Source organism: Streptomyces sp. NBC_00287 (genome assembly GCF_036173105.1).
In the GTDB taxonomy this organism is placed as follows: Bacteria; Actinomycetota; Actinomycetes; order Streptomycetales; family Streptomycetaceae; genus Streptomyces.
This window is the reverse complement of the sequence record NZ_CP108053.1, coordinates 3,508,183-3,519,908: the sequence shown is the minus strand read 5'-3', so window position 1 is coordinate 3,519,908 and position 11,726 is coordinate 3,508,183. Positions and strand designations below refer to the sequence as shown.

11 protein-coding genes are annotated in these 11,726 nt (G+C 73.8%); 2 read left to right on the top strand and 9 right to left on the bottom strand.

The features are described 5' to 3' along the window. Positions 1-20 precede the first annotated feature (20 nt). The 9 genes from OHT76_RS15960 to OHT76_RS15920 are packed head-to-tail and all read right to left on the bottom strand — an operon-like array spanning position 21 to position 10,075. Positions 21-1,112 (bottom strand): GNAT family N-acetyltransferase, encoded by a 1,092-nt coding sequence (locus OHT76_RS15960; protein WP_328871495.1) that lies wholly within the window; start codon positions 1,110-1,112, stop codon positions 21-23. Further along, positions 1,109-1,762, bottom strand: coding sequence for a lipopolysaccharide biosynthesis protein (locus OHT76_RS15955; RefSeq protein ID WP_328871494.1), 654 nt, complete (start codon positions 1,760-1,762; stop codon positions 1,109-1,111). Before OHT76_RS15955 ends, OHT76_RS15960 begins: the two co-directional genes overlap by 4 nt. Continuing rightward, entirely contained in the window at positions 1,759-2,907 is a 1,149-nt protein-coding gene (locus OHT76_RS15950; protein WP_328871493.1) for a glycosyltransferase, read from the bottom strand. Before OHT76_RS15950 ends, OHT76_RS15955 begins: the two co-directional genes overlap by 4 nt. After that, positions 2,904-3,662 carry a polysaccharide deacetylase family protein gene (locus OHT76_RS15945; RefSeq protein ID WP_328871492.1) on the bottom strand — a complete coding sequence of 253 codons (759 nt, stop codon included), beginning with the start codon at positions 3,660-3,662 and terminating at the stop codon, positions 2,904-2,906. The genes OHT76_RS15950 and OHT76_RS15945 overlap by 4 nt, the downstream gene beginning before the upstream one ends. Then, positions 3,646-5,298: a murein biosynthesis integral membrane protein MurJ gene (murJ, locus tag OHT76_RS15940; RefSeq protein ID WP_328871491.1), complete on the bottom strand. Its 1,653-nt coding sequence runs from the start codon at positions 5,296-5,298 to the stop codon at positions 3,646-3,648. Before murJ ends, OHT76_RS15945 begins: the two co-directional genes overlap by 17 nt. Then, entirely contained in the window at positions 5,295-6,584 is a 1,290-nt protein-coding gene (locus tag OHT76_RS15935) for an O-antigen ligase family protein (RefSeq protein ID WP_328871490.1), read from the bottom strand. The genes murJ and OHT76_RS15935 overlap by 4 nt, the downstream gene beginning before the upstream one ends. A 3-nt stretch (positions 6,585-6,587) precedes the next feature. Then, the gene (locus OHT76_RS15930; RefSeq protein ID WP_328871489.1) at positions 6,588-8,015 is read right to left on the bottom strand and encodes an exopolysaccharide biosynthesis polyprenyl glycosylphosphotransferase; all 1,428 of its coding nucleotides are present in this window, start codon (positions 8,013-8,015) and stop codon (positions 6,588-6,590) included. Beyond that, the gene (locus OHT76_RS15925; protein ID WP_328871488.1) at positions 8,012-9,172 is read right to left on the bottom strand and encodes a glycosyltransferase; all 1,161 of its coding nucleotides are present in this window, start codon (positions 9,170-9,172) and stop codon (positions 8,012-8,014) included. The genes OHT76_RS15930 and OHT76_RS15925 overlap by 4 nt, the downstream gene beginning before the upstream one ends. 51 nt (positions 9,173-9,223) lie before the next feature. Continuing rightward, positions 9,224-10,075: a DUF3344 domain-containing protein gene (locus OHT76_RS15920; RefSeq protein WP_328871487.1), complete on the bottom strand. Its 852-nt coding sequence runs from the start codon at positions 10,073-10,075 to the stop codon at positions 9,224-9,226. A 256-nt stretch (positions 10,076-10,331) separates the two neighbouring features. On the opposite strand from OHT76_RS15920, the gene OHT76_RS15915 reads away from it, so the two are divergent. Continuing rightward, positions 10,332-10,571 carry a chaplin gene (locus tag OHT76_RS15915; protein ID WP_328871486.1) on the top strand — a complete coding sequence of 80 codons (240 nt, stop codon included), beginning with the start codon at positions 10,332-10,334 and terminating at the stop codon, positions 10,569-10,571. A 248-nt stretch (positions 10,572-10,819) separates the two neighbouring features. Next, positions 10,820-11,569 carry a hypothetical protein gene (locus tag OHT76_RS15910; protein ID WP_328871485.1) on the top strand — a complete coding sequence of 250 codons (750 nt, stop codon included), beginning with the start codon at positions 10,820-10,822 and terminating at the stop codon, positions 11,567-11,569. Positions 11,570-11,726: the final 157 nt, after the last annotated feature.

Below are 11,726 nucleotides of genomic sequence, written 5' to 3'. Positions count from 1 at the left end.
CCCTGGTGGCGGCAGGCCCGTCAGGACCTGCCGCCACCGTCGTGCTCCTTCCAGCGGCGCAGCAGCTCCTTGCCCCGCCGCCGGGCGGCGACCGAGCACAGCGCCGCCGCCAGCAGCGGGGCGGTGCGCCGCCGGGCCAGCAGCAGCCGTCGGTTCACGACCGGTTCCGGCCGCCAGTGGTGCTTGTACGGTTCGTTGCCGCGCAGCAGGCTCAGCGTGCCCCGGGCATGCTCGGTGCACGCGTCGAGCAGCATCACCGCCACGTCCGCCTTGCGTTCCCGCAGGCACGGATGGGCGCCGTACAGATAGCCGCCCGCGAGGCGCCTCGACAACAGCGTCAGATCGACGGCGACCACGTCGTCGTCCAGCCGGAACTCGGTGACGACCGCGTCCCCGGACGCCACCATCGGGCCGACCGAGCGCACCAGGTGGTCGCAGAAGCGGGGGCGCAGATGCTCGGAGGTCACCTTCCGGCCCTGCCACTGGAGTTGATGCAGCTCCAGCAGCCGCCGTAGCGCCTTGTCGACTTCGTCCGGTTCTACGAGGTGTCGCTCGACGCCCAGTGCGGTCAGCTTGCGGAGTTTGGCGCGGACCCGCTGCTGGGACTTGGCCGACGGGAGCCGGGCGATCAGGTCGGGCATCGGTGCCGCGGGCAGTTCCAAGCAGAGGGAGTCGGTGACGCGGCGGCGCGGGCCCGGCCAGTGGTCGTAGATCCGTTCGGCGGCGCCGCCCGGGCGGACCTCGCGGAGGTCGATCAGGGCGGTGCGGGCGGCTGCCGCGAGGCCGTCGGTGAGCGCGGCGACCGCCTGCTCGCCGCGTTCGTCGTCCAGCAGGACGTCCCCGTAGTCGGAGATGGCCCCGCCGAGCGGCACCAGCGCGGGCAGCGGGCGGTGCACGCGCATCAGCGGGGCGGCGGCGACGAGTTCGCCCCGGTCGCGGACCAGCACCAGACGGAGCCGGCCGGGGTCGCCGTACGACAGCCACCAGGAGTGCAGCCAGGGGTGGCTCTGGAACGGGGTCGCGGTGGAGCAACTGCCGTACAGCCGCGCCCAGTCGGGGGAGAGGGCGGCGAAGGTGTGCTCGTCGGTGACGAGTTCCGTCGTGTAGGTCACAGCTGCCCGTGGATGTCGGCGGCGGGGGCCGGTCCCGGCACGGCCGGGCGCCCCGGGTCCTCGGCGCCCCGCCGGGGCCGGACCAGCAGTACCAGGCCGCCGAGCAGACCGCCCGCGCTCGCGCCGACCAGGCCGGTCACCGCGGGGGATGCGGAGGAGGGCGCGGTGGGTTTGGTGGCGCGGGCGAACTGCTGGAGCTGGACGTTGGTGGCCTTCTCGGCGTCCTCCGCGTGCCGGGTCAGGGCGCGGGAGACGGCGTTGGCCATGTCGGCGGCGAGGTCGGCGCGCGAGGAGGTGGCGGTGACGGCGACCATCGGGGCGTCCGGGGAGGTCGCGGTCCGCACGCTCTCCTTCAGCGTCGACACCGGGACGCCCGCCCACACCTGGGCGTCCCCGAGCACCGCGAGCTGGGTGGCGACCCGGCCATAGGCCTGGGCGAAGCCGAGGGCGGAGGCCGGGTCGGACTTCTCGTTCGGGACGGCGACGACATAGCTGGTGGCCGTGTAGGTCGGCGCTTTGACCAGGCCGTACGCGCCGCCGAGCAGGCCGCCGGCGAGGGCGCCGGCGGCGATCAGGGACCAGAGCGGCAGGGCCTTGACTCGGGCCAGGGGAAGGGTGGGGCGGCGTGGTCCGGTGAGGTGCTCGGTCATGGGGAACCGACTTTCTGGGGTGACGGGGACGAAGGGGAGGCGATGGCCGCGTACACGTCCATCAGGCGGGTCGCGCTGCGGGTGATGCCGTAGTGCAGGGCGGCCTCGGGCACGCCGCGCGGGCGGGGGCCCTCGGCGCGGGCCGCGGCGATGGCGTGCGCGAACTCCTCGGGGCCGCCCCGGACTTGGCGGGCGGGCGGCGCGGTGCTTGCCGGGAGGCCCTCGATCGCGGGGCAGGAGGTGTAGAGGACGGGGAGTCCGCTCGCCAGCGCCTCCACGGCGGCCAGACCGAAGGCCTCCTCCGGGGACGGCGAGGCGAAGACGTCCATCGCGGCCGTGAGCGAGGGCAGGTCGGGGCCGGGGGAGCCGTCGGGGACGTAGGGGCGTTCGCCGGTGAACAGGACGCGGTCGGCGACGCCCGCCTCGTGCGCGGTGCGTCTGAGGACGCTCTCCTCGGGGCCGCCGCCGACCAGCAGCAGCCAGTGGTCGTCGGGGAGTTGGGCGAGGGCGTGGACGAGGGTGTCGAAGTGCTTGCCCGCGGTGAGGCGGCCGATGCCGCCGACGACGTAGGCGTTCTCGGGCAGGCCGAGGCGGCGGCGGGCGCGCAGCCGCTGGACCGGGTCGAAGCGGAAGCGGTCCAGGTCGATGCCGTTGGGGACGACCTCGATCCGGGGCGCGGGCACGCCCCAGCGCTTCAGGCGGTCGGCGACGGTCGGGGAGACGGCGACGGTCATCCGGCCGAGCCGCTCACCCGCCAGATACAGCGCGCGCACCCCCGCGCTGAGCCGCCGTCCCTCCATCTGCGAGTCGCCGAGGGAGTGTTCGGTGGCGACGACCGCCTTGACTCCGGCCATCCGGGCGGCGAGGCGGCCGTAGAGGCAGGCGCGGTAGAGGTGGGTGTGGACCAGGTCGTAGCCGCCGGTGCGGATCAGGCTGGTCAGGCGGGGGAGGGCGGCGAGGTCGCGGTTGCCGGCCATGCCGAGGTGGACGACGCGCACTCCGTCGGCGATCAGGCCGTCGGCGACCGTGCCCGGGTTGGTGAGCGTGACGACATCGCAGTCGACCGGCAAGTGCCGCAGCAGCAGCCGCAGTTGCTGCTCGGCGCCGCCGACGCCGAGGCCGGTGATGATGTGCAGCGCCTTCATCGCAGGCCCGCCACGGGGCGTCGGCGCAGCCGGTGCAGACGGTGCTTGAGATAGAGGCGTACGGCGGTGTCGTTCTGGCCGACGTGGACGCGGGGGAGTGCGTGCAGGCCGGTGAGCGGGCCGGGGTCGATGGCGCAGGCGTAGGTGTAGCCGGCGGCGCGGACGGCGTCGGCGGCGCGTCGGTCGACCGTGCCGTACGGATAGCAGAAGCCCTCGACCGGAGCACCGATCAACTCCGAGAGCACTGCTCTGCTTTCGGCGGTCTCGGCGTGCAGCAGCTCGTCGTCGGCCTTCGTCAGGTCCACATGGGTCAGCCCGTGCGAGCCGATCTCCACTCCGGCGGCTGCGGCGTGCCGGATGCCGTCGGCGGTCAGCAGCGGTTTGCGCGGGCCGAGCGGATCCCAGGCGTTGTCGCCGCCCAGCCTGCCGGGCAGCACGAAGAGGGTGGCGCCGCAGTCGTGGCGGCGCAGCACGGGCAGGGCATGGTCGACGAAATCGGCGTACCCGTCGTCAAAGGTCAGCCCGACCAGCGCCCTCCCCTCGCCCCGGGCGCGGGCGGCGAGCAGCTCGCCGACGGACACGCCCTTGAGGCCCCGGCGGCGCAGCCGGCCGAGCTGTTCGTCGAGGCGCTCGGGGGTGACGGTGATCCGGTAGGGGTCGTCCGAGCAGTCGCCCACGGAGTGGTACATCGCCACCCACGGGACCGGTCCTGGGCGGGGCCCGAGGCGCGGGCCGGTGTCAACGGAAACGGACATCCTTGAGCCTTCGTGTGACGGTGCGGACGGGGGTGAGGCCTTGGGCGTCGAGGGCCCGGCCGATCAGGAGGAACACGGCGGTCACGGTCGCGGATCCGGCGGCGAGACCGGGCAGGGCCGCGGAGAACCGGCTCGCGACGAGCGCGCCCGCGACGGTCGCGAGCACCGCCGCCGGCACCGGCTTGCTCAGTTCGCGCAGCACCCGCCGGGTGTCGATCGGCACGGCCCGTCTGCGCATGCCCGCGAGCAGCAGGACGGCGGTGACGGTGATCCCGGCCGCGTTGGCGGCGGCGATCCCGGCCACACCCCAGGGCCCTACGGTCCGGACGCCGAGCAAGGAGGTGACGAGGATGCCCACGCTCATCATCGCGAGCGGGTACCAGGTGGGGCGGCCCGCCGCGAAGTAGGAGCGGATCAGCGCGCCGACCAGGGTCTGGCCGAGCAGCCCGAGGGCGTACACCCGCATGACGTCCGCCGTGACCGCGGTGTCCTTCGCGGTGAACGCGCCGCGCTGGAAGAGGAGTTCGACGATGTGCGGGGCGCACGCGATGACCGTGGCCGCGCCGAGCAGCACCACACAGGCGGCCAGCGCCAGATCGCGCTCCACGCGGGTGCGCGCCCGCTCCATGTCGCCCTCGGCCACCGCCCGCGCCACCACCGGGAAGGTGACCGTGCACAGCATCAGCGAGAGCGTCATCGGGATCTGGGCCACCTTCTGCGCGTAGTTCAGATGCGAGATGGACCCGGCGGGCAGCCCGGAGGCGAGAAAGCGCTCGATGAGCACCTGGGACTGCCGGCACAGCGCGAACAGCAGCACCGACGCGACCAGCGCCAGCGACACGGCCTGCCCCTCGGCGGGAGCCGCTTCCTCGGCCACGCTCGGCTTCCGCCTCAACTGCCGTAAAACAAAAGGAAGTTGGAGTACGACCATCAAGGCGCCGCCCACCGCCACCCCGACCGCCGCCGAGCGCACTCCCCAGTGGCCGCCGAGGACGAACATCGCCGTGATGATGCCGGTGTTGTACGCCACGTAGATCGCGGCAGGCGCCAGAAAGCGCCGGTGCGCCCGCAGGGCCGCGCTGCAGTATCCAGCGAGCCCGAAGCTCAGTACGCAGGTCGCGGTCAGGCGGATGCAGTCGACGGCGAGGGAGCGGTCCGGCAGGCCGGGCGCCAGGGCTTCGACCAGGTAGGGGGCGGTCGCGACGACCAGTCCGGTGGCGCCGATCAGGGTGAGCGTCAGCTTCGGCAGTGTGGAGGCGACCAGGGAGCGCACCGGGTCGCCGGGGGCGCCCTGGGCGCGGCGGGCCAGGGCCAGGCTGAACGCCGGGACCAGGGCGAAGGCCAGGCCGTCCTCGATCAGCAGGGTCGAGGCGAACTCCGGCACGGTCCACGCGACGAGGAAGGCGTCCGTCTCACGGCCCGCCCCGAACAGCCGGGCCAGCGCCTGGTCGCGGGCGAGACCCAGCAGGGCGCCGGCGATGGAGAGCACGGCGGTGATCAGGGTGGCGCGGGCGAGGAACTTCCCGGAGACAGGGGCGAGTCCAGTGCCGTCCTGGACCGGCCCGGGGTCACCGGAGCGCGCCGGCGGCAGCGTCACCGAGCCGTCGGCACCGGTCCGAGGAGGGGTCACCGTCATCGGACCTCCACAGACGTGGGGCCGACTGCCCACCACGCCACGAGGCCCAGGCAGACCGCGGTCAGCACGGTCGAGGGCCCGCCGATGTCGGCGTACGCGAAGTCCGTGAGCTGCCACACCAGCAGCCCGCAGGCGACGATCCCGCAGTCGACGCCGGGCATGCGCCGCACTCTGCGCAGCGCGCACACCAGCAGTGCCAGCCAGCCTCCGGCCAGCGCCAGCAGCCCGAGCAGACCCTGCTCGGCGAGGACGAGGAGATACATGTTGTGCGGGGACAACAGCGGCTGCTTGCGGAACGCGGCGCCCGCGCCCTCGGTGTCGCTGCCGGAGGACAGGGCCAGCGAGGCGTGTGCGTCCCGGTGCTCGGGGAAGCCCTTCAACCCGACGCCGGTCAGCGGCTGTTCGCGCCACATGCCGACAGCGGCCGCCCACATCGTGTACCGGTCGGTGACGGACTGGTCGGGGGCGTCGGTGACCTGGGTGATGCTGCTGATCCGCTCCTGGAGCATCGCCGTGCCGACGCCGAACCCGCCGACCAGGATCACCCCGGACGCGGCCACCGCCGCGCCCACCTTCAGCGCCCGCAGGGGCCCGGCGAGCGCCAGTTGCGCCGTGCAGGCCACCGCGGTCGCGATCCAGGCGCCGCGGCTGAAGGACAGCGCGAGCGGCAGGAGGAGGGCGACGGCACAGACGGCGGCGATCGCGCGCTGCCGTACCGGAGTGCGGCCGAGGGCCAGGCCCACCGCGCACACCAGCCCGAAGGACACGACGGTCGCCATCCCCATCACGTCCTGCGCCCCGAAGGTGCCGACGGCCCGGATCTGCTCGCCCTGGTAGGAGGCGCCGCTGCCGGTGACGTACTGGTGGACGCCGATGGCCCCCTGCCATCCCGCGAGGGCGACGAACGACCAGGCCAGCAGCCGGAAGTCGGACCGGTCCCGGAGCAACAGCAGCACGGCCGCCGGGACCAGCACGAAGACCTGGAGATAGCGGCCCAGGCCGGAGAGCCCGGCGCCCGGCGAGACCGCGCCCATCGCCGCGACCGCGAGCCCCAGCACGGGCAGGCCCAGCACGACGGCCGCCGTACGGGACAGGGGGCGCCGCCGGTGCCGTACGAGACGGATCGCGCAGTACAGCACCACCAGCGCCGAGAGCGCGTCGGCCGGACCCGCGCCGCCCTCGCCGCCCGGGCCGATGGGCAGGGCGAGCAGGGCGACGACGGCCACCAACGGCAGTGCGGGGGAGAGCGAGCGGGCCCGGGGCTGAGTGAGGGCAAGGCTGGTCATCGGTCAGCTCCCGGTCGGGCGCACGAGCGCGGCCGCCGTGCGCAGCAGGATGCAGATGTCCTGCCACAGCGACCAGTTGTCGATGTAGGCGTTGTCGAACCGCGCCCGGTCCTCGATGGAGGTGTCGCCGCGCAGGCCCTGGATCTGGGCGAGCCCGGTGATGCCGGTCTGCATCCGGTGGCGGGCCGCGTAGCCGGGGTAGGTCTGGCTGAACTTCGCGACGAAGTACGGGCGTTCCGGCCTCGGACCGACCAGGCTCATGTCGCCCCGCAACACGTTCCACAGCTGGAGCAGCTCGTCCAGCGAACTGCGGCGCAGAAAGCGGCAGAACCACGACATGCGCACCTCGTCGGCCACGCTCCAGCGGGTCGCCGCCTCGTGCTCGTCGGCGGGGCGGTGGGTGCGGAACTTCAGCAGGGTGAAGGGCCGCCCGTCCTTGCCGATGCGCTCCTGCCGGAAGACCACCCCGGGTCCGTCCGCCATCCGCAGCACCACCGCGCAGACCAGCAGCAGCGGGCTGACCAGCAGCAACAGCGTCCCGGACACGGTCATGTCCAGCACCCGCTTGCCCGCGCTGCCGCGCCGCCGGGTCGTGCCCAGGTCCAGGCGCCGGCAGCCGAACCCGGCGAGCTGGCCCCGGGTGGCGTACGTCGGGGAGTCCGCGTCGACCTCCCACACCGCGCACCCCGACTCCGCGAGCGCCCGCAGCAGGGGCGCCCGTTCGGACCGTACGGAGGGGTGCACGGCGAGGATGTCACGGACGCCGTTCTGGATCAGGGCCCGCTCGACCTCCTCGCCCGTGGTCAGCACGGGCAGGCCCTCGGTGCCGTCCGGGTCCTCGGCGACGATGCCCACCGGCCGCACCCCGCACCGCGGATGGCGCAGCACCCCGGCCGCCACGCGCCGCGCGGTCGCCGCCGGGCCGATGACGAGCGCGGCGCGCGGACGGCCGAGCAGCACGGTGGCCCGCCGCCGGTGCACGAGAGCGCGGCACGCGCAGCTCGCCGCCGACTGGATCAGGAAGCCGAGCGCGAGGGTGCGCGCGGAGAGCGCGTGGGCCGGGGCGTAGGCGGCGACGGCGGTTGCCAGCGCCAGCCAGGCCACCGCGATCCGGCCGCAGACGGCGGGCAGTTCGTCCAGGACACCGGTCGCCGTCCTCGGCGGCTGCGGGCGCAGCAGCAGCGAGGCGGCCACCAGCAGGGCGAGCAGCAGCGGACGGCGCTGGGTGCCGGTGAGCGCCAGGGTGGCCAGCAGGGCGGCGGCGGTGTCGGCGGCCAGCAGCGGTACGGGGGAGGCGGGGCGCGGGCGGGGTCTGCGGGCCGGGAAGCGGAAACCGGCGGCCGAGCCGCGCGGCGGCATGAGGGAGACGGGCGAGTGACCGGGATCCCGTGGCTGCCCGCCGGGCGGGGGGACGGTGCTGTCGGCAGTCACGAGTGGATGGACTCCCTGTACTCGGTGGGCACCTGATGCGCCAGCAGATCGCGGTAGACCTCCGCGACCGCCTCGGCGGTGTGCCGCACGTCGTGCGTGGACAGGACGTGCCGACGCCCCTGGTGGCCGAGGGACTCCCGCAGCAGCGGATCGCGCAGCAGCTCGGTGACGGCCCCGGCAAGCCGTGCCGGATCGCGCGGCGGCACCAGACAGTGCGGCGCGAGCGAGGGCGGCAGGCTCTCCCGGGCGCCGTCCACTTCGGTCACCACCACCGGACGCCCGCACGCCATCGCCTCCAGTGGGGCGAGCGCCATGCCCTCCCAGCGCGAGGGCAGCACGACCAAATCGGCTCCCTGGTACCAGGGAGCCGCATCGGCGACGGCCCCCGCGAACAGCACCGACTTCGGCGCCCGCGCCCGTAGCGCCCCGGCGTCCGGACCGTCACCGATCAGCGCCAGCCGCGCCCCGGGCACCCGCTCCGCCACCGATGCCCACGCCTGCAGCAGGACGTCCTGCCCCTTCTGCCGGCACAGCCGCCCCACGCACACCACCAGCGGCGCCCCGGGATCGACGTCCGGCAGCAGCCCGGCGCGTACGGTGCCGACGGCGGCGGGGTGGAAGCGCTCGGGGTCGATGCCGTTGGGGATCACCGTGAACCGGCCGCGGATCCCGGCGCGCACCCCGGTCACCCGCTCGGCCTCGCTGACACACACCACGCGTGAGGCCCAACGCGCCCCCTGGCGCTCCCAGTTGAGCGCGAACGCGGCCATGGCGCCGCCGACCGCCTCGAAGGACCAGGCGTGCGGCTGGAACACGGTCGGGATCCGCCCCCGCACCGCGAGCCGCCCGGCCAGACCTGCCTTCGCGCTGTGCGCGTGCACCAGATCGGGCCGTACGTCCTCGATCACCTGCGCAAGCCGCCGTACCTCCCGAACAAGCGTCGGCCCCGGCGCACGGCTCGCGGACCAGGCGCGTACGTCGGCGCCGAGCGCATCGAGGGCCGCGGTCAGGGGGCTGTCGGGGCAGGCGACCGTGACCTGCAGTCCGGCCGCGAGCTGGGCGCGTACCAGGTCCGTGACGATGCGGGCGACCCCGCCGTCCACGGGCTGGGTCAGATGCAGGACCCGTGGCGGAGGGTCGGTTGCTGAGAGGTGCATTGCGCGGTTTCCTCGCTCACGGGTGTCGCTCGGGACGGGCGGGATCGCGCCTCAGCTCTGGGCGTCGACGGCGACGAAGAACGCGCCGGCCCACACTGCGTCCCGCTGGGAAACGAGCCGGAAGGTCAGCTGGTCACCACCGGCTCGCAGCGCCCTGTCCAGTTCGAACACATCTGAGTCGTAGCCGAGGGTGTTGGCGTACGCGGGCGCACGCTCCGCCGGCGCCGACCCCGGTTCGCTGATCGTCGAGTTCAGGACGTCGTGGCGGGGATTGGCGGAGTCCATGAGTGCGGTGGAGGGAGCCAGACCGCCGGTCGAGACGGTCAGCGAGTCGCCTCGGCGGCCACGATCCCCGTCGTACGCCACGAGGCCCGCGCGCCCGCGCGCGCCCTTGGGCACGCGCACCCCGGTCAGCCGGATCTCCTGCCCGGAACCGGAGTTCAGCGCGTCGAAGCCGTCCCACAGGGCCAGCCGCCTGAGCGGTTCCCGGGGGTTCTCGTACGCCACGACCAGCGTCCAGCCGCCCCACGCCCCGGCCGCCGACCTCCCTATCGCCACATTGACCTGCGCCACGGTGTACAGCCCCGAGCCGCTGTCCCGCACCAGCTTTGTGACGTCCGCCGAGGCCTGGAAGGCGTCCGCGCCGTGCGTCGCACGGTGGCCGACGACCGTGTCCGCGAGGACCTCCTTGTACTGCGCGCCCGGCTCGGCGATCAGCACCCGCCCGTTGTCCTTCGGCGGCTTCTGCTCACCCACCCGGAGGTTGCCGCCGGCCGGGCCGGTGCGGGCGGCCGCGCGGACGATCCCGCCGCGCCGGAGCGCCTCGTACCGCTCGGCGAACGTGGCTAGGGCGAGGACGCCCACCGTCGCACGGCGCAACAGCGGGCCCAGACAATGGCGCATCACCGGCGATGCCCTTTCGGAAAAGCTGCGATGGGAAGGTGCGATTTGCTGGCAATAGGGGTGCGTCAGGAGGTCCGCAACTCTAGTCGCTATCCGTATTAATCCGGTGAAACCGGGCAAGTGTGTCGGAATGGTGAAGCAGGGCCCCTCGCCAGATCACTCCATTGGCGGCACAACCCCGGTGCGCGTCGCGCGTTGACACAGCGCCGGGCATCCCCGCCCGGGTGTTTGTGTCAACCCCAAGGAGCACCTCTCCATGTCGCGTATCGCGAAGGGCCTGGTCCTTACGTCTGTTGCCGCTGCGGCCGTTGCGGGCGGCGCCGGCATCGCTGCCGCCGACAGTGGCGCGAACGGCGCCGCCGCCCACTCCCCGGGCGTGCTGTCGGGCAACGTCGTCCAGGTTCCGATCCACGTTCCGATCAACGTCTGCGGCAACACGCTCAACCTGGTCGGTCTGCTGAACCCGGCGTTCGGCAACACCTGCGTCAACGACTGACGTCACCGCGAGACCCTCTGACCGGCCGCCTTTCCGTGGATCCGCCACGGCGGGCGGCCGGTTCGCGTTGCCCCGAATGGGGCATGGTCGCGGCGATCCGGGCGAGGCGCCTTGACACGCCCCTCACCAGGCACGACGCCGTCGATGCGGCGTGCGGGTGGTTACCGGCGGCGCTCGAACGGTTGCAGAGCGCGGTGGGCGCTTTCACGGTGGGCACAAGATCCGAAGCACCACCGAAAGGAACACCCATGCGTGCTCTGCCCGCACGGCGTATCGCGACCTCCGCACTGTGCGCCACCCTGCTGCTCGGGATCGCCGGCCCAGCCGCGATGGCCGCCGACGACTCCGCCCGTGAGCACACCCATGCGGCGTCCCAGGCGCCCGTGCCCGGCGCGGACGGGCTGCTCGCCCAGACCAAGGCCCTGGGCGACCTCGGTGGTGTGCTCAGCCCGGTCACCGACCTGCTCAACGCCGTGCTCAAGGCCGACAACGGCCAACTGCCCGCCGCGGACGCCACGAAGCTCGGCCAGGCCGTGAAGGACGCCATCGCCAAGGTCACCGCCGCCGCCCCGGTCGCCCCGCCGGCGAACCTCCCGGCGACCTCGACCACGCCCACCACGCCGACCACCTCCACCACGCCGACGCTGCCCGCCACCCCCACGCTGCCCGCCGCGCCGACCCTGCCGACGACGTTGCCGACGCTCTCCAAGAGCGACGACAAGGCGGCGTCCGCGCAGCTGCCCGCCGACCTCGTCGCCGACGCCCTCGCCGCCCTCCAGAAGGCGGTCAACACCCTGCTCACGGCCGTCACCTCCGGGGACGTCGCCCAGGTGGTCCCGGCCGTCACCGGTGTGCTGACCGGCCTGGTCAACGCGCTCGCCGCCACCCTGCTCGGCGGCGGCCTGCCCGCCCCGAACCTGGCCGGCCTGCCGGCGCTGCCGGCGCTGCCGAGCCTGCCGGTCTCCCCGCCCACCGGCGGTCTGCTGCCCACGTCGTAGGACAGGGCGAAGACTCAAAAGGCCGTCGGGCCGGTCGATTCGGCCGGTACGGCGGCCTTCTGAACTTCTCTGCGTCCTGAATTTCGCTACGTCTTTCTTGGATCTCATATGAGGATGCGGGCCCGGGGTTTCCGGTCCGGCGCAAGGTCGTTAGGCA